Origin of the sequence: Eoetvoesiella caeni (assembly GCF_003315175.1) — a bacterium.
Taxonomy (GTDB): Bacteria; Pseudomonadota; Gammaproteobacteria; order Burkholderiales; family Burkholderiaceae_B; genus Eoetvoesia; species Eoetvoesia caeni.
This window is the reverse complement of sequence record NZ_QNRQ01000001.1, coordinates 135,337-153,246: the sequence shown is the minus strand read 5'-3', so window position 1 is coordinate 153,246 and position 17,910 is coordinate 135,337. Positions and strand designations below refer to the sequence as shown.

Genomic DNA, 17,910 nt, shown 5'->3' with positions numbered 1-17,910 from the left:
AGTCAGCTATGGACATAATGGGTATCGACGAAATCACCTACGGTGCGGACGATTTCGAACAGTGCAAGAAATTCTTCCTCGATTGGGGCCTGGAGCTCGTTTCCGAGACTTCGGCCAAGCTGGGTTTTTCCACGCTCAACGGCTGCCTGGTCAATGTGGTCAAGACCGACGCGCCGAATCTGCCGCCTCCCATCGAAAAAGGACCGACCCTGCGCGAAGTAGTGTGGGGCGTATCCAGCCAGCAAGTGCTTGATCGCCTGGCGCAAAGCTCGAAAAAGCTGCCGGGATACAACTACGCCGACGGCAGCCTTTCCTGCGTGGATCCCATCGGGCTATCCGTGCGCTTCCAGGTAACGCGCAAGCGCGAACTGGACCTGGAGTGCGGCCAGATGAATACCTGGGCCGACAAGCCGCGCCGCAATGCGCGCAGCCCCATTTACGAACGTGCGCGCCCGATCGAAGTCGGCCACGTGGTGTTTTTCGTAAAGAGCGTAGAGCAGACCGAAAAATTCTATGTCGACAATTTCGGCTTCGTGCCTTCCGACCGCTATCCCGGCCGAGGCGTATTCCTGCGCTGCGATGCCGATGGCGGCCATCACGACCTGTTCCTGCTGCAAACGCCGGACGCCAAGGTGGGTTTGAACCACGTGGCTTTTGCCGTACGCGACATACACGAAGTATTCGGCGGCGGATTGCAGATCGACCGCTGCGGCTGGAAAACCCAGCTCGGCCCCGGTCGTCATCCCATTTCCTCGGCTTATTTCTGGTATTTTCAGAACCCGGCCGGGGGCCTGATCGAATACTACGCCGACGAAGACCAGCTCGACAAAGACTGGGTCGCGCGCGAGTTCGAGCCCGCGCCTACGCGCTTTGCCGAATGGGCGGTCGACGGCGGGCTGGACGGCAACACTCGCCGCCAGAAGGACATAGCCGCGCCCGAGGGCAAGTTCCTGACCGACAAGAAGTAAAGCCATCCGGCAGCAAAGCGCTTCGGCGCTATGTTCCAGTGGGGGGTAGCCGCGCTATAAAAGTGCGTGCTTTCCCCCATTGTCGTTTGTATTCGCTGGATCTTTCCGATGTGTGGTTCGCCACTTATAGTGGGTATCTCTTGGTCTGAGGAATCAGTAGCACTTATGTGCTACATTAGGTATATGTTTTAGCGTTGGAGATGAGATTATGGCTACGACAACTATACGTTTGTCCGAAGAGCTGAAAGCTCGCGTTGTCGTGGCGGCGGAACGTTCAGGCACCACAGCCCATGGCTTTATCATCGAGGCCATTGTGGAGAAAGCCGAACATGACGAGGCGCAATCTCGGTTCGATACAGTTGCCGAGGAGCGCTACGCTCGTATTGTTGCTTCAGGAAAGAGTATTCCCTGGGAGGAAATGCGTGGCTACTTGCAAGATCGTCTTGCTGGCAAGAAGGTGAAGCGTCCAGTTGCTCGCAAGCTGGCACGCTGAAAATGTCGCGTATTGAGCTGGCTGATGAAGTGGGCGACGATTTTGACCGCATACTTGAACACCTGGCTCAGTATCAAGTCGAAAATTCGATGCACCGCATTCAAGAAATCATTGAAGCGCTTAATGTGCTCGAGCATAATCCTTTGATCGGCCGCCCAGTAAATAATGATAAGCGAGAGCTGGTAATAGGGCGTGGATCACATGGTTATATGGCGTTGTATCGCTATATAGCCGAAATCGATACTATTTTCGTTCTGGCTGTCCGTAGCCAACGAGAAGCTGGCTATACGATTCCAGCTTCCTGAGCTTGTGTCGTCTTTTGTTTTCGACAACCGAAAATAAAAAAATCGGGTTAAGCGCAAAGGCCAACCCGATAAACTCAAATCTACGGAAAAGAACGAATACTACGGTGTTACCTGCTTTTACCCGAAACGGGAGCCATGTTTATGGCATGAGTCCCGCTTCGGTTTACAGCATTACTAACTTAGCTTAGAAGCTGTGACGCAGGCCAGCCATGACAGCGGTTTGGCCTTTGCCGGGTTCTACACCAAAGCCACGGCCAGCGGTACCACCAGCTGCGGAGATGGCGCTGTCACCCTTGTTCTTGATGTAAGCGGCCGAAGCGTACACCGAAGTGCGCTTGGACAGCGAGTACTTGGCGCGAGCAACGTAGTACCAGGCGCTGGAGGTGTTGACTGCATTGTTGAACTTGATGTAGTTCACGCTACCGTCCAGAGTCACAGCCGGTGTAACGTTGTAAGCGGCGTTGATCGACCAGAGGTCGCTACGATCACCGAGCGAGCCGGAACCCGTGTTGGTGCCTTGGTTGGAGCCGCTGATGATGCCTTGTTGTGCATCGGTTTTGCGGTTCAAATAGATCACGCTGAATTTCAGGTCAGGAGTGACTTTGAAGTAACCGTTAGCCATGATGCGGCGGTCTTTTTGGCCGTCAGCCAAGTCGTAGTAATTACCGACTGGTAGAGTGCCTACGCGGTTGCCAGTACCGGTGATGACGTCATATGCCGCTGCTACGCCCCAGTTGGAGCTATCGTAGCCGAGCATGGCGGAATATGCGCTACAACCGGTTTGGTTTGTGTAATCGACACCGCAATTAGTGGAAGCTGGAGTCTGAGGGACGGTATTAACAGTGTCACGGCCACGAGAATAAGCCAGACCAAGCTTTATGCCCGAGAAATTGCCCATGTACGTAATGGAATTATCCATACGGGTGTTGGGGATATAGCTGTCAAGAGTACTCAGGCCGTAGGCGTTGGGGCCAAGGAAGTCGGCGGCCAGCGAAGCGCGCATCAGCATGTTGTACTGACGGCCGAAAGCCACTTGGCCCCAGTCGCCGGTCAGGCCGACATAGGATTGACGACCGAACAGGCGGTCGCCTTGCAGCGAAGTGCCGGTACCGGGGTTGAAGCCCGATTCCAGGGTGAAGACGGCGCTGAGGTTGTCGCTGATTTTTTCAGTGCCGCGCAGACCCCAGTACGAAGTCCAGTAGGAGGTCAGGTTAGTGAAGTGCGTGGAGCTATGTTTGACATAGGAGCCTGGCGCTGCGCCTGGGCTACGATCTGGCGAGGCAACACCGCTGACATATTCAATGGCTGTATCGATAACGCCGTACAGGGTAACGCTGGTGTCGCTTTGGGCGGAGGCCAGCAGGGGGAAGGACAGGGCCAACCCGATGGTTAGTGCTTTTAACTTCATTGGTTTCTTCTCCAACGTTGATGAAAATAAATCTGTTTTATATTGGTTTTGCTAGATGGCAGCACTTGAGTGCAAGCGCTGCCATTATTACAAAAGTCTTACCAAATGTATACAGATGCTTCAATTTACAACAATGCCCAACTGCTAAAGTGAAAATGACAGCAAAACAGTGTTGATTTGTCCCCGATCAGTTACTGGTGGCTACTAAGTATTCTTCGTGTAACTGCCTGATCTTTGTTAGAAATGATTTTATATATGGCAGTTATAGGGCACGATAAGGGTTATCCCGTTTTGGCAGCTAATGCGGCATAAAAACAACACAACATGCGTATAAAAACAACATGAATGGCCTTGTCGTTACAGATACAGGGCATTAATTGGTGTTTAACAGGCCGTTTTAGCAGGGTTTAATAATTTCTTAATAAAACGGAAACATTCGGCGGTGCAGAAAGCTCGCCCATGCGCAAGCTTTGCCATGCCAGGCAAAACGCAGAAGAAAATTATTGTTTGAAGCAGGCTGCTCTATAGGAGAGGCCGTGAAGCCCTCGGGCATTGTCAGGCAGCCCCGGCCTTTATGCCCGCCGCAGAAGCGCAGCCAGACCTAACAGCGCCAGCAGTCCGAACAGCGCGAGGCTCCAGATGGCGTATTCCACGCCCAGCAGGTTTACCCTGGCATCCATGCAACTGGCGAAAATGCCGAATAGCCATGGCACATGTGCATCCAGCCCCGATTTGACGATAAAGCGGTCGGCAAAGGTCAAGTCGCAGGAAAACAACTTGGCTGCCACTGTGTACTGGTACCAGGCAGCGATAAACCCGCTTACGCTCAGGCAGGTGGCTACCAAGGCGGCCAGGCGGCGTATGCCGGGCAATCTGGCCAGCAGCACGCCAAGCCAGCTAACAACGGCAATAGTCAGGTAAATAAGGCGTTGCAGCACACACCAGGCGCAGGGTCGCAGGTCGAACACATGCTGGGATATCAGTGCAACCGCCACAGCGGCGACGCACAGCAGGGCAATCAGGTTCAGAATGCGGGTGGCGGTAAGAGTCATGATGTCTTTCAAAGAAAGTTTCTAAAAAGCGTTTGGATGCCGCAGGTTAAAGGTCGCGCATCGATACTCGGCGGCTAAATACCGGTCTCATCCAGCTTGGCCAGTACGGCGCGCTCGAATTGCAATTGAGTGCGCGGGTTTTCGAGCGCGGCGCCTTCGACGATGAAAACGTCTTCGACTCGATCGCCCAGGGTCATGATCTTGGCCATCTTGAGGCTGACCGCATGCGCCTCGAATACCTGCGCCAAACTATACAGCAGGCCGGGCCGGTCTGAAGCGGCGACGGCCAGGCGCCATGAGCGACCGCTTTCGTCGGGCTGCAGCAGAACATTGGGAACGATCGGAAAAACCCTTGAGCGGCGCGACGAGGAGCGGCGGGAGATGGTGTAGGGCGATATCGGGGCTTGCGCCTGTGTGGTGCTTGCCAGCCGCTCGTATAGTTCATGTTCGACCAGAGAGGCTTGCGAGCGGTAGTCTTTGTCGTGGGCAGGCAAAAGCACAATAAAGCTGTCCAGCGCCCAGCCGTGCCGGGTGGTATGGATGCGTGCGTCCTGGACCCCCAGCGCACGCTGGCCGAAATACCGGCACAAGGTCACGAAGAGGTCGTCGCGATCCGGGGTGTACACCATGATTTGCAAACCTTCGTTTTGGCCGATGACCCGTGCCTTGACGACCGGGTCGGGCGAGTTCACCCGGTAATACAAATGGCGTGTATGCCAGGCGATTTCAGAAGCCTCGTGGCGCAGGAAGTAAGCCACGTCCAGTTCCGACCAGAACTCGTCGCGGCTGTCGTCGCGCAGGCCCAGCAAGCGTATTTCGGCGGCCGCGGCTTCTTTGCGCTGGGCCAGCACGGTGCCGGTATCCGGCTGCTCTCCGCCCAGTGCGCCCAGTGTCAACCGGTACAGGTCTTCAAGGAGCTTGCCCTTCCAGGAGTTCCAGACCTTGGGGCTGGTGCCGCGTATGTCCGCCACGGTCAGCAAATACAGCGCCGCCAGGCGCCGCTTGGTCTGGACGATGCGGGCGAATTCGTGAATGACGGCGGGGTCGCTGAGGTCGCGCTTTTGGGCGTACTGGGACAGGGTCAGGTGCTGGCGCACCAGAAACTCGGCCAGCTCGGTGTCGGCGTCGTCGATATTATGGTTTTTGCAAAAGCGGCGCACGTCGCGCGCGCCCAGTTCGGAATGATTGCCGCCGCGGCCTTTGGCTATGTCGTGATACAGGGCCGCCACATAAAGAATCCAGTGCCTGTCCATGTCGGCGATAAGCTGGCTTGCCAGGGGAAATTCCTGCGCATGCTCGGGCATGGTGAAGCGGCGCAAATTGCGGATGACGCGCAGTATGTGCTGGTCCACGGTGTAGGCATGGAACAGGTCATGCTGCATTTGTCCCACGATCTTGCGAAATTCGGGCAGGTAGCGCGGCAGGATATTCAGCATGGTCATGCGCCGGAGGGCATGGACTATGCCTTGCGGCTGCTGCAGGATCTGCATGAATAAATAGCGATTGACGGGATTGCGGCGAAACTGCGGGTCGATAAGCCTGCGTGCGTGCCACATGGCGCGCATGACGCGGGCTGACATGCCGGTGAGTGCCGGCCTTTCCTGCATGACAAGAAATGCGCGGAACAGCAGGGTAGGCTTGCGTTCGAAGGCGTCGTCGCGGGTAATGTCCAGGCGGCCATGCACGATGCGAAAGTCGTCGTCTATGGCTTCGATCTCGTCTTCAGGGCGAGGGAACAGTTTTTCCTCGACGGCTTGCATCAGGATGGTGGTAAGTTGGCTTACCACCCGCGCGGCCCAGTAATAGCGCTGCATCAGCAATTCGCTGGGGCGGCGCGTTTTGGCCGCTTCAAAGCCGTAGATGGCGGCCAGCGCGGGCTGCAGGTCGAACAGCAGGCGGTCTTCGCGCCGCCCGCTAAGCAGGTGCAGTTCGATACGCAGGCGCTTGAAGGCCAGCTCGGCGCGCCTCAGGGCGCGATATTCCGTGGCGGTCAGCAATTGGGTCTGGCCGACCTCGCCCCAGTTCTGGCCTATGCCCGCCGCCTGGCAGACCCATAACAGAACCATCAGGTCGCGCAGGCCGCCCGGCGATTCCTTGCAGTTCGGTTCCAACGCATACGGCGTATCGCCCATGCGTGCGTGGCGCTGCTGCATTTCGGCGCGCTTGGCCTGGAAAAACGTTTGTGCGTCTTGCTGCTCGTGCATCGTGCGCACCAGCGTTTCCAGCAGGGGTTTATTGCCCGCCAGCCAACGGGCCTCCATCAGCGCGGTTTCCACCGTTATGTCGCTGGCCGCCTCGTGCCGGCAATCGGCTATTGTGCGTACGCTGTGTCCCAGGTCCAGGCCCAGGTCCCATAACGCCGCAACCAGTGCCTCCAGCTTTTCGGTGTCGGCCGCAGAGGGCGGCTGTTGCAGCAGGATAAGGACGTCGATGTCCGAGTAGGGATACAGCTCGCCGCGTCCGTAGCCGCCCACGGCCGCCATAGCGGCGCCCTGCGGCAAGGGGGTGTGCTGAATGATTTCGCGCAGGGTCTGGTCGGTAACGCGGCGCAGGGCCGCCAGCAGCGCCTCCGGGCGCGGCTGCTTGCGATAATTTTCGATAGCCTCTTGGCGGCGCAGATTGAGCCGGTCTTTGGCCGTCATGGCGGTAACCGGGGAATTCATGGCCAAATAAAGCCTTAGGCGGCTTTGGCGAAAGCCGGAGGGGCCGGCATGCGGGGCGATACCGTCAGCACCTCGTAGCCGGTGTCGGTAACCAATATGCTGTGTTCCCACTGCGCCGACAGGCTGTGGTCGCGCGTTACGACGGTCCATCCGTCGGCCAGTTGGCGAATTTCCTTGCGTCCGGCGTTGAGCATGGGTTCGATGGTGAAGATCATGCCAGGCTGCAGTTTGACGCCGGTGCCCGGCTTGCCGTAATGCAAGACCTGCGGATCTTGGTGGAATTGCCTTCCTACGCCATGGCCGCAGTATTCGCGCACCACCGAGAACCCCTGGCTTTCGGCGTGTTTTTGTATGACATGGCCGATATCGCCCAGCGTGGCGCCGGGGCGCACCTGCTCGATGCCCATCCACATGCAATCGTAGGTAGTTTCGGTAAGGCGCTTGGCCAGGATCGAGGGTTCGCCTATGTAGTACATGCGGCTGGTATCGCCGAACCAGCCGTCCTTGATGACGGTGACATCGATATTCATGATGTCGCCGTTCTTGAGGACTTTGTCGCCTGGTATGCCATGGCAGATTACATGGTTCACCGAGGTGCAGATCGAGCCTGGGAAGGGGGGGTAGCCAGGTGGCGCATAGCCTACGGTGGCCGACTTGACCTTGAGTTCGTTGGTGATGAAATCCATGCAAAGCCGGTCGAGTTCGCCGGTGCTGATGCCTGCCTTGACGTGCGGTTCGAGGAAGTCCAGCGTTTGCGCCGCAGCCTGGCAGGCTGCGCGCATTTTATCCAGATCGGTGGGGTCGGTAACGAGGTTGCTCATGTCAACTTGAATAGTATGGTGTAAAGATAGTAGAATTATAGGCTTTCCCAAATTTCCTACTTTTGAATAAAGGCAGGGTAATTTGGGGGAAGCCAGTTCTAAATTATTAGTTTTAGATCGTCATTAGTTTTAAATCGCGTGCCAGCCACCAATAGGGTGTCCGGATCCGCAAGCGGCGTTTGGTCTTCATTGTAAGCCTTACTGCGTGCCTTGCGTTTTTGGGTACAGGCCTGGTACAAGAACCAACCCTTGGAGAATAGTATGTCTTTAATGCGTGAAATGCTGGAAGCCGGTGTGCACTTTGGCCACCAAACCCGTTACTGGAACCCCAAGATGTCCCAGTACATCTTCGGCCAGCGTAACAAGATTCACATCGTCAACCTGGAACAGACTGTCGTCAAATACCAGGAAGCGGCCAAGTTCGTGCGCCAGATTGCAGCTCGCGGCGGCAACATTCTGTTCGTGGGCACCAAGCGTGCAGCGCGCGAACTGGTGGCACAAGAAGCCGCCCGTTGCGGCATGCCTTATGTCGACAGCCGTTGGCTGGGCGGCATGATGACCAACTTCAAGACGGTCAAGAGCTCGGTCAAGCGCCTGAAAGAAATGGAAGCCCAGCAAGCCGAAGGCGCGACCGAATCCATGAGCAAGAAAGAAGGTCTCATGTTCGAACGCGAACTGGCCAAGCTGAACAAATCCATCGGCGGCATCAAGGACATGAACACCTTGCCCGACGCCTTGTTCATCATCGACGTCGGCTACCACAAGATTGCCGTTGCCGAAGCGAACACCCTGGGTATCCCAATTGTGGCCGTGGTCGATACCAACCACTCGCCCGACGGTATTGACTACGTCATTCCCGGCAACGACGACTCGGCCAAGGCCATTGCGTTGTATGCACGCGGCATGGCCGACGCGGTGCTGGAAGGCCGTGAGCAGAACCTGAACGGTCTGGTCGAAGAAATCGCCGAAGGCGGCGAAGAATTCGTCGAGGTCGACGAAGAGCGCGGCGAGTAAGCGTATTGCGCCAAGCCATCAAGGCTTGGCCGCAGGCTGCCCCGGCTTTCAAGCGGGGCTTGCCGCTATTTGTCTGCCCCTGCCCCGGTCCTCCCGGGGCGTGTTTTAGATATTGGAGAATACTGTGGCTCAAATTACCGCATCGATGGTCAAGGAATTGCGCGAAAAAACCGACGCGCCCATGATGGAATGCAAAAAAGCGCTTACTGAAGCCGACGGCGACCTGGTTCGCGCCGAAGAGCTGTTGCGCGTCAAGCTGGGCAACAAGGCCAGCAAGGCAGCCAGCCGCGTCACGGCCGAAGGCCTGGTGGGCCTGTACATTGCCCCGGATGCCAAGCAGGGCACGGTCATTGAAGTCAACTGCGAAACCGACTTCGTCGCCAAGAATGACGATTTCATTTCGTTCATCGACCAATTGGCCAAGCTGGTTACCGAAAAGAATCCCGCCGACGTCGCGGCCCTGGGCGAGTTGGCCTTCGGCGAAGGCACCGTCGAAACCACCCGCTCGGCCCTGATCGGAAAAATCGGCGAAAACATCTCCGTGCGCCGTTTCCACCGCATTGAAACCGCCAATCAACTGGCTTCGTACGTGCACGGCGGCAAGATCGGCGTGCTGGTCGAATTCAGCGGTCCCGAAGAAACCGGCAAGGACCTGGCCATGCACATTGCGGCCACCAAGCCGCGCGCCATCGACGCCAGCGGTGTCGATGCCGCCCTGATCGCGGCGGAACGCTCGGTCGCCGAGCAAAAGGCCGCCGAATCAGGCAAGCCGGCTGAAATCGTCGCCAAAATGGTTGAAGGTTCGGTACAGAAGTTCCTTAAAGAGGTAACTTTGCTGTCCCAGCCTTTCGTCAAGAACGACAAGCAAAGCGTCGAGCAGATGCTGAAAGAAAAAGGCGCTGCCATTCAGTCGTTTGCCCTGTACGTCGTAGGCGAAGGCATCGAGAAAAAGTCGGAAGACTTTGCCGCTGAAGTGGCCGCCGCAGCTGCCGGCAACGCCTAAGCCGTTTGCTTTAGCAACCCAAGGCCGGGAAGGGACTGTACGCCCAACCCGGCCTTGGCTTAAACTTTCGTTGGTTTATTTACTCGGGATGCAATTTTTATGACCACCAGATCCTACAAGCGCGTTCTTCTCAAGCTTTCCGGCGAAGCGCTTATGGGCGAAGACGCTTTTGGGATCAACCGCAGCACGATTTTGCGCATGACCGAAGAAATTGCCGAAGTCGCGGCGCAAGGGGTCGAGCTGGCCATTGTGATCGGCGGCGGCAATATTTTCAGGGGCGTGGCTCCCGGCGCCCAGGGCATGGACCGGGCAACAGCCGACTATATGGGCATGATGGCTACCGTCATGAACGCCCTGGCCTTGCAAGATGCTTTGAAGCATCGCGGCATCGATACCCGGGTTCAATCCGCCTTGAATATCGATCAGGTCGTCGAACCGTATATCCGTCCCAAGGCGCTGCGCTACCTCGAAGAAGGCAAGGTCGTGGTGTTTGCAGCTGGTACCGGCAACCCGTTTTTTACTACCGACACGGCCGCCGCCTTGCGCGGCGCCGAAATCGGCGCTGAAATAGTACTCAAGGCAACCAAGGTCGACGGCATCTACAGCGCCGACCCCAATAAAGATCCATCCGCTACGCGCTACGCCCGCATCAGCTTCGACGAGGCCATAGTGCGCCGTCTTGAAGTCATGGACGCCACGGCATTTGCGTTGTGCCGCGATCAGAAATTGCCGATCAAGGTATTTTCCATCAATAAGCCTGGCGCCCTGAAGCGCATCGTAGCGGGCGAAGATGAAGGTACACTGGTTCACGTTTGAAAAAGGAATAGTAATGAGCCTTTCAGAGGTCAAAAAATCTGTCGAAGAACGCATGGAAAAAAGCCTGGAAGCGCTCAGGGCCAATCTGGCCAAGATCCGTACCGGCCGAGCCCACGCAGGCATTCTTGATCATGTTCAGGTTGAGTACTACGGTTCGCCCGTGCCCGTGGGGCAGGTGGCCAATGTCAACGTTGTCGACGCTCGTACGCTAAGTGTCCAGCCATACGAAAAGCCCATGGTTGGCGCTATCGAGCGTGCCATTCGCGACTCCGACCTTGGCTTGAACCCGGTGTCGATGGGCGACACGATCCGCGTACCTATGCCAGCTCTTACCGAAGAGCGCCGCCGCGACCTCACCAAGGTCGTGCGCAGCGAAGGCGAGGACAGCAAAGTGGCCGTTCGCAACTTGCGCCGCGAAGCCAATGAGTCACTTAAAAAGCTGGTCAAGGACAAAGAAATCTCCGAAGACGACGAGCGCCGTTCGCAAGACGACGTGCAAAAGCTTACCGATAGAAGCGTCGCTGAAATCGACAAGATGGTTGCGCAAAAAGAAGCCGAGATCATGACGGTCTAGCCGTCACGCCATCATCACAGCATTTCCATGTCTATCCCAGAAAGCTCGACTCTTGCCATTCCAGGGCGCAACGACACGCCCCGGCATCTTGCCGTCATCATGGACGGCAACGGGCGCTGGGCAACCAAGCGCTTTTTGCCGCGTGCCGCGGGCCATGCTCGCGGCGTCCAGGCAGTGCGCCGCGTCGTCGAAGCCTGCGGCAAGCGCGGAGTCGAATATCTGACTCTGTTTGCCTTCAGTTCGGAAAACTGGCGCCGCCCCGAAGACGAAGTGTCTTTGCTGATGCGCTTGTTCGTGCAAACCCTGGAAAAAGAAGTCGACAAGCTTAATGAGCAGGGCGTTCGCCTGCGCGTGGTCGGCGAGCTGTCAGCGTTCGAGCCCAGGCTGCAAGACCTGATTCGCGCAGCAGAACAGCGCACCGAAAAAAACAATGCACTAAACCTTACCATTGCAGCCAATTACGGCGGGCGCTGGGATATCCTGCAGGCTGTTCAGCGCCTGCTGCGCGAGCGCCCCGAACTGGCCGTGGCGCCGCACGAAGTCAACGAAGAGGCGCTAAGCGCTCATCTTTCCATGTCCTGGGCCCCCGAGCCCGACCTGTTCATCCGCACCGGCGGAGAGCAGCGCATTTCAAATTTCCTGGTCTGGCAGCTTGCTTACACCGAGCTGTATTTCACCGACCGCTACTGGCCCGATTTCGACGCCAAGGAAATCGATGCCGCGTTCGAGTGGTATCGTAGCCGGGAGCGCCGGTTCGGCCGGACCAGCGCCCAATTGGCCCAGTCCGAATAATCGCCTATTACGGAGTTCCCTTATGCTGGTTCAGCGCGTGATTACGGCAGTAGTCCTGCTTGCGGTGCTGGCGGGCGCCTTGCTGGCCGCTTCGCCCTGGCCGCTGGTAGTCTTGCTGGGTCTGGCAGCCGCATGCGCGCTATGGGAGTGGCTGCGCCTTACGTGGCCGAATAAACCATCCGCCGTCCCTGCTGCGCTCGGCTTGCTTTTTTTTGTGTTTGCCATGGCCTTGTCTTTTCAATGGCTGGGCGACGAGCCTTCGCTGCAAGTGCTGGCGTTGTCGGCGGCGCTGGGCGGCTGGCTGGTGCCCGCAGTGGGTATTGCGTGGGTGGTCGGTGCAACCGTTTTGGTCGTGCGCGGCAATGCGCAGGGCCGCGCCGGAAGTATTTGCCTGAGCCTGTTTGCCATAGCGGCAGTGGTCGCCGCATGGACCGCGCTGGTTCAGCTATACCTGGCCTTGGGCGCTTGGTTTCTGGTGTCGCTCATGGCGTTGATCTGGTGTGCCGACATTGCCGCCTATTTCTCCGGCAAAGCGTTCGGCAGGCATAAGCTTGCGCCGCGAGTCAGTCCGGGCAAGACCTGGGAAGGGGCCGTGGGCGGCATCGCCGCGGCTACCTTATGGGTATTCGTCAGCCGCTGGTGGCCGGGAAGTTTCGGCGATGTCCTGGCTGCGCGCTGGCCCTGGTGGGGCGTGGCGATCATTGCCGTGTTGCTGGCAGCGCTTTCAATCGTCGGCGACTTGTTCGAGTCGCTGCTCAAGCGGCGCGCCGGCGTCAAGGACTCCAGCCAGTTGCTGCCCGGGCACGGCGGCGTATTCGACCGCATCGACGCATTATTGCCGGTTGCGCCCATTGCCTTGCTGCTATCCGGAGTATCCATGTCATGAAACAGCAGCGTGTTTGCGTTCTAGGTTCCACCGGCTCCATCGGCGAGAACACGCTGGACGTCATTGCCCGCCATCCCGAGCGCATGTCGGTGTATGCACTAAGCGCCTACAGCCGCATAGAAAGGCTGGTCGCCCAGGCATGGGACACCCGTGCGCAAGTCGTTGTCGTGCCCGATGCGGCGGCGCGTAAACGCTTCGAGCAACTCTGGCCCGCGGGCCGCAAGCCGCCCGAAATCCGGGTGGGCGCGCAGGCACTGGAGCAAACCGCCGCCGATGACGGCGCAACCACCGTCATGGCGGCTATTGTGGGCGCGGCGGGATTGCCGGCGGCATTGGCCGCGGCGCGCGCTGGCAAGCGCATACTGCTGGCCAACAAAGAAGCCCTGGTGGCCGCGGGCGGGCTGTTCATGCAGACTGTGCGCGAACACGGTGCCGAATTGCTGCCCATAGACAGCGAACACAACGCTATTTTTCAATGCTTGCCTCAGTCCGGCCAGGCGGGGGCTCCTTCCGAGCCCGCCAAGGGCGTGCGCCGGCTGTTGCTGACAGCCTCCGGCGGCCCGTTTCGAACAATGGCGCTAGACCTATTGTCCCAGGTTACCCCCGATCAGGCATGCGCCCACCCCAATTGGCGCATGGGCCGCAAAATATCGGTTGATTCGGCCACCATGCTGAACAAAGGCCTGGAAGTTATCGAAGCCCACTGGCTGTTTGCCATGCCGGTGCAAAGAATACAGGTGGTCATACATCCCCAAAGCATGGTTCATTCCATGGTCGAATACGAAGACGGGTCCATCCTGGCGCAGCTGGGCCAGCCCGATATGCGTACGCCTATTGCGTACGGCCTGGGCTTTCCCGACCGCATCGACAGCGGCGTGGGGCTGCTGGGCCTTACAGCGCTGGGCCGGCTTGATTTCGAAGAGCCCGACTTGCAGCGGTTTCCCTGTTTGCGCCTTTCCTTCGAGGCGCTGGGAGCCGGTCAAGCGGCCTGCATTGCTCTGAATGCGGCCAATGAAATTGCTGTAGCCAGTTTTCTTGACAGCAAAATCCGCTTTACCCAAATAGCCGGCGTCATTGAAAGCAGCCTGGGCCGGATTACCGGTTGTGCGACCCCCAGCCTGGCCTCGCTGGAAGATGTATTGGCGCTGGATGCGCAAACGCGTCGGGTGGCTGCCGAGTTTTGTCTGGAAATGGCCTGAGGCCGGATGATATAGGGCTGGTCTTCTGCGCCGGACCAGCGGTGCTAGTACAATAATTTCTTTGCGCAGCGCTGGCTTTGGGCAGTGCGTGCGGCGACGTCTTGCAGCGCCTGTAACGGCTATGCACTGTTACAGTGATCGGGAGTTTCATGCTTTTCACTTTGCTAGCCTTCGCGGTGGCTCTCGGGCTGCTTATTACGTTTCATGAGTTGGGTCATTATTGGGCTGCGCGGCGTTGCGGCGTGACGGTTTTGCGTTTTTCCGTCGGCTTCGGCAAAGTGCTGTTCAAGCGTGTAGACCGGCAGGGGACCGAATGGGCCTTGTCCGCTATTCCCTTGGGCGGCTACGTGAAAATGCTCGACGACCCCGCGCCGGACGCTACCGTGCAAGAGGCCGCCAGGGCGTTCAACAGCCAGTCCGTGAGCAAGCGGTTTTTCATCGTGGCCGCGGGGCCCATTGCCAATTTTGTGCTGGCGGCTCTGTTATATGCCTTGATCAATATTGCCGGCACACAAGAGCCAGCGGCGATCATCGCGGCGCCTGCCGCCAATACCGCGGCGGCACAGGCCGGTTTCGAGCAGGGCGAACGCATCACGGCCATCGACGGAGCCGCCGTGCGCTCATGGAGCGAAGCGCGCTGGGGGCTGCTGGATGCACTGACCTCCGGCGGCACGGTGTCTGTTGCAACCGAAGGCCCGCACGGGGCAAGCCGCGAACATACGCTGGTTTTGCAAGCGGCAACACTAGAGCCCGAAGGAACCGACCCCATGGCGCGCGCCGGGCTGGCACTGGCCAAGCCCAGGCCGCAGGTTACCCAGGTTACGCCCGGAGGCGCAGGTGCCCAGGCCGGCCTGCAGGCGGAGGACATCATCATCGCGGCAGGCGGACAGAATAATCCGGATGCGGCGGCGCTGGTCAAGGAAATCCAGTCCCACGCCGGCCAAACCCTGGCTTTGACGGTGCTGCGCGGCGACACGCGCCTGACACTGAATGTAACGCCTACGCCGGAGAACTCGGCGGCGGGCCGGGTGGGGCGCATAGGCGTCATGCTGGGCGCCGACTTTCCGATGGTCGAGGTGCGCTACGGCCTGCTCCAGAGCCTGGGGCGCGGGGTGTCCCGCACGTTCGAGACGGCGTGGTTTTCCTTAAAAATGATGGGTCGCATGGTGACCGGGTCGGTTTCGGTGCGCAATATCAGCGGGCCGGTGACTATCGCCGACTACGCCGGGCAGACTGCACGCATAGGACTTGCGGCGTATATAGGCTTTTTGGCCCTGATCAGTGTTAGTATCGGAGTCTTGAATTTATTGCCGATTCCTATGCTCGACGGTGGCCATCTCATGTACTACATCCTGGAAATAGTGCGTGGCAAGCCTGTTCCAGAGCAATGGCTCGAAACAGGCCAACGAGTGGGCCTGGGTTTGCTGGCTGCGCTTATGGGGCTTGCGTTTTTCAATGATTTCACGCGCCTTTTCAGTTAGGGGCGTTCTGTCATACAATCCTTCACCAATTTGATCGACTAAGGATCCTCTAGGATGTCGTTGCGCCGGAAACTACCTTTTATCAAGCGTGCCATGCCCATAATTCTGGCTGCGCTGCTTGCACCTGGCATTGCCAGTGCATTTTCCCCTTTTGTAGTGCGCGATATCCGCGTCGACGGCATACAACGCGTGGACGCTGGCACGGTATTCAGTTACTTGCCGGTAAAAGTCGGCGAGAAATTCACTGACGCACAAGCAGCCGAAGCCATCCAGCGCCTGTACGCAACCGGGTTCTTTAGCGACGTCAAGATCGACACCACCAACGATGTGCTGGTCGTAACAGTCAAAGAGCGGCCTACCATCGCCTCGGTATCGTTCAACGGCATGCGCGAATTCGATGCAGCCGCACTCAACAAGTCGCTGAATACTGTCGGTTTCGGCCCCGGGCGGGTGTTCGACCAGGCCATGCTCGAGCAGGCGCAATTCGAGCTCAAGCAGCAGTACTTGTCCAAAGGTAAATACGGCGTCGAGATCAACCCCATTATCACGCCACTGCCGCGCAACCGCGTGGGCGTCAGCTTCGACATCTTCGAAGGCGACCGGGCCGAGATCAAGCAAATCAACTTTGTCGGCAACAAGGCTTTCTCGCAAAGCACGCTCGAAGACCAGCTTGAGTTGACGACATCAGGCATGATGACCTGGTATACCGGCACCGACAAGTATTCGCGTGAAAAGCTCGAGGGCGACCTCGAGCGCATCCGTTCGTTCTACCTGGACCGCGGCTACCTCGAGTTTTCGTCCGAGCCGCCACAGGTATCGATTTCGCCCGACCGCACCGGCATATTCCTTACCCTTACCTTGCACGAGGGCGAACCCTACAAGGTGCGCAGCGTCAAGCTGGCGGGCGACCTGCTTGGGCTGGACGACAAAATCCAGAAACTTATCGAGGTCAAAGAGGGCGAAACCTTCTCGGCGGCCAAAAGCAATGCCACGGTCAAGGCCATTACCGACTATCTGGGAAGCTTGGGCTACGCCTTTGCCAACGTCAATCCCAACCCTGTGCTCGACCGCGAACAGCACGAGGCCGACCTTACGTTTTACGTAGACCCGGGCCGCCGCGTTTATGTGCGCCGCATCCAGATCGGCGGCAATACACGCACGCGCGACGAAGTCGTGCGCCGCGAGATGCGCCAGAACGAATCTTCCTGGTATGACTCCACCAGCATCAAGACCTCGCGCGACCGCATCGACCGCCTGGGCTACTTCAACGAGGTCAACGTCACCACCGCGCCGGTACCCGGTTCGGCCGACCAGATTGACGTCAACGTCGACGTCAAAGAAAAGCCCACCGGCCTGATCAACCTGGGCGTCGGCTATGGTTCCACCGACAAGGTCATTTTGTCGGCCGGCATCAGCCAGGACAATATTTTCGGCAGCGGCAACAGCCTGTCCCTGCAGGTCAACACCAGTAAAACCAACCGGGCCGCGGTGCTGGCGCACACAGACCCATACTGGACCAAAGACGGCATCAGCAAGACCACTTCGCTGTACTACCGCCGCACCACGCCTTACCAGACCAGCAGCAGCGACCAGGGCGACTACCGTGTTACCGCGCTGGGCGGCGGCGTCAACTTCGGCGTGCCGATCTCCGAGTACGACCGCATCTTTACTGGCATCAGCTACGAACACAACACCATCGACCTGTACAACCCGCCGCAGGCATATCAGGACTTTGTCGACCAGTACGGACGTACGACCAATTCGGTCGTGTTCAACGTGGGCTGGTCCAAAGACACGCGCGACAGCGCCCTGGCGCCGACCAAAGGCAGCTACACCCGCGTTTCAGGCGATATCTCCACCATGGATCTGCGCTACTACAAGCTTAGCGCGCAGCAGCAGTACTTTCTGCCGCTGGGCCGCAGCTTCACCTTGGCGCTCAATGGCACGGTCGACTGGGCCCGTTCCTACGGCAGCAAGCCATACCCCATCATCAAGAACATGTATGCCGGCGGCATCGGTTCGGTTCGCGGCTACGAAGGTGCCTCGCTGGGTCCGCGCGATGACAGGACCGGCGACTACCTGGGCGGTGCACGCCGCATCGTGGGCAACGTACAGCTGTACCTGCCGTTCCCGGGCGCCACACGCGACCGCACCTTGCGCTGGTTTGTGTTTGCCGACGCCGGGCAGGTTGCGGCCGGCAATGGCCTGACTTGCATGAATTACAAAGGGGCAGTCACCGATCCTTGCGGCTGGCGCTACTCGGCTGGTATTGGCCTTTCCTGGCAGTCGCCCATGGGCCCTCTGGAACTTTCCTTCGGTCGTGCGCTCAATGCGAAAGAGGGCGACGACAAGCAAGCGTTCCAGTTCCAGATCGGGACCGGTTTTTGATGTTAAGCATTTAGTGGCACAATATCTTTTTTTATCTATGCATTTTC

At 58.3% G+C, this 17,910-nt stretch carries 16 protein-coding genes; 12 read left to right on the top strand and 4 right to left on the bottom strand.

The features are described from left to right. The first annotated feature begins 8 nt into the window (after positions 1–8). From DFR37_RS00730 to DFR37_RS00720, 3 genes are all read left to right on the top strand, one after another. The gene (locus tag DFR37_RS00730; RefSeq protein WP_113931336.1) at positions 9–968 is read left to right on the top strand and encodes a VOC family protein; all 960 of its coding nucleotides are present in this window, start codon (positions 9–11) and stop codon (positions 966–968) included. 208 nt (positions 969–1,176) lie between these two features. Next, positions 1,177–1,461 (top strand): type II toxin -antitoxin system TacA 1-like antitoxin, encoded by a 285-nt coding sequence (locus tag DFR37_RS00725; RefSeq protein ID WP_113931335.1) that lies wholly within the window; start codon positions 1,177–1,179, stop codon positions 1,459–1,461. Positions 1,462–1,463: 2 nt separating this feature from the next. Next, the gene (locus DFR37_RS00720) at positions 1,464–1,766 is read left to right on the top strand and encodes a type II toxin-antitoxin system RelE/ParE family toxin (RefSeq protein ID WP_113931334.1); all 303 of its coding nucleotides are present in this window, start codon (positions 1,464–1,466) and stop codon (positions 1,764–1,766) included. Between the two features lie 184 nt (positions 1,767–1,950). Here DFR37_RS00720 and DFR37_RS00715 read toward each other — a convergent pair whose 3' ends face one another. The 4 genes from DFR37_RS00715 to map all read right to left on the bottom strand — a co-directional run bounded on the left by DFR37_RS00715 (position 1,951) and on the right by map (position 7,710). Next, positions 1,951–3,174: a porin gene (locus DFR37_RS00715; protein WP_113931333.1), complete on the bottom strand. Its 1,224-nt coding sequence runs from the start codon at positions 3,172–3,174 to the stop codon at positions 1,951–1,953. Between the two features lie 572 nt (positions 3,175–3,746). Then, positions 3,747–4,226 (bottom strand): disulfide bond formation protein B, encoded by a 480-nt coding sequence (locus DFR37_RS00710; RefSeq protein WP_113931332.1) that lies wholly within the window; start codon positions 4,224–4,226, stop codon positions 3,747–3,749. Positions 4,227–4,300: 74 nt separating this feature from the next. After that, a complete protein-coding gene (locus DFR37_RS00705; protein WP_379881321.1) occupies positions 4,301–6,868 on the bottom strand; it encodes a [protein-PII] uridylyltransferase in 2,568 nt (855 codons plus the stop codon). A gap of 35 nt (positions 6,869–6,903) precedes the next feature. Beyond that, positions 6,904–7,710, bottom strand: a complete 807-nt coding sequence (gene map, locus DFR37_RS00700; protein WP_113931330.1) for a type I methionyl aminopeptidase — start codon at positions 7,708–7,710, stop codon at positions 6,904–6,906. A 261-nt stretch (positions 7,711–7,971) separates the two neighbouring features. On the opposite strand from map, the gene rpsB reads away from it, so the two are divergent. The 9 genes from rpsB to bamA all read left to right on the top strand — a co-directional run bounded on the left by rpsB (position 7,972) and on the right by bamA (position 17,863). Beyond that, on the top strand, positions 7,972–8,724 hold the full coding sequence (rpsB, locus tag DFR37_RS00695) for a 30S ribosomal protein S2 (RefSeq protein ID WP_113931329.1): 753 nt from the start codon (positions 7,972–7,974) through the stop codon (positions 8,722–8,724). 124 nt (positions 8,725–8,848) lie between these two features. After that, a complete protein-coding gene (gene tsf, locus DFR37_RS00690) occupies positions 8,849–9,727 on the top strand; it encodes a translation elongation factor Ts (RefSeq protein ID WP_113931328.1) in 879 nt (292 codons plus the stop codon). A gap of 99 nt (positions 9,728–9,826) precedes the next feature. Further along, positions 9,827–10,543: a UMP kinase gene (pyrH, locus tag DFR37_RS00685; RefSeq protein WP_113931327.1), complete on the top strand. Its 717-nt coding sequence runs from the start codon at positions 9,827–9,829 to the stop codon at positions 10,541–10,543. 13 nt (positions 10,544–10,556) lie between these two features. Further along, complete coding sequence (gene frr / locus DFR37_RS00680; protein ID WP_113931326.1) at positions 10,557–11,117, top strand: ribosome recycling factor; 561 nt, start codon at positions 10,557–10,559, stop codon at positions 11,115–11,117. 33 nt (positions 11,118–11,150) lie between these two features. Then, a complete protein-coding gene (uppS, locus tag DFR37_RS00675) occupies positions 11,151–11,909 on the top strand; it encodes a polyprenyl diphosphate synthase (protein ID WP_180148025.1) in 759 nt (252 codons plus the stop codon). 22 nt (positions 11,910–11,931) lie between these two features. Continuing rightward, the gene (locus DFR37_RS00670; RefSeq protein WP_113931324.1) at positions 11,932–12,795 is read left to right on the top strand and encodes a phosphatidate cytidylyltransferase; all 864 of its coding nucleotides are present in this window, start codon (positions 11,932–11,934) and stop codon (positions 12,793–12,795) included. Then, a complete protein-coding gene (gene dxr, locus DFR37_RS00665) occupies positions 12,792–13,994 on the top strand; it encodes a 1-deoxy-D-xylulose-5-phosphate reductoisomerase (protein ID WP_113931323.1) in 1,203 nt (400 codons plus the stop codon). The genes DFR37_RS00670 and dxr overlap by 4 nt, the downstream gene beginning before the upstream one ends. A gap of 149 nt (positions 13,995–14,143) precedes the next feature. Further along, complete coding sequence (gene rseP, locus DFR37_RS00660; protein ID WP_113931322.1) at positions 14,144–15,475, top strand: RIP metalloprotease RseP; 1,332 nt, start codon at positions 14,144–14,146, stop codon at positions 15,473–15,475. Between the two features lie 54 nt (positions 15,476–15,529). Beyond that, entirely contained in the window at positions 15,530–17,863 is a 2,334-nt protein-coding gene (gene bamA, locus DFR37_RS00655) for an outer membrane protein assembly factor BamA (RefSeq protein ID WP_113931321.1), read from the top strand. Positions 17,864–17,910: the final 47 nt, after the last annotated feature.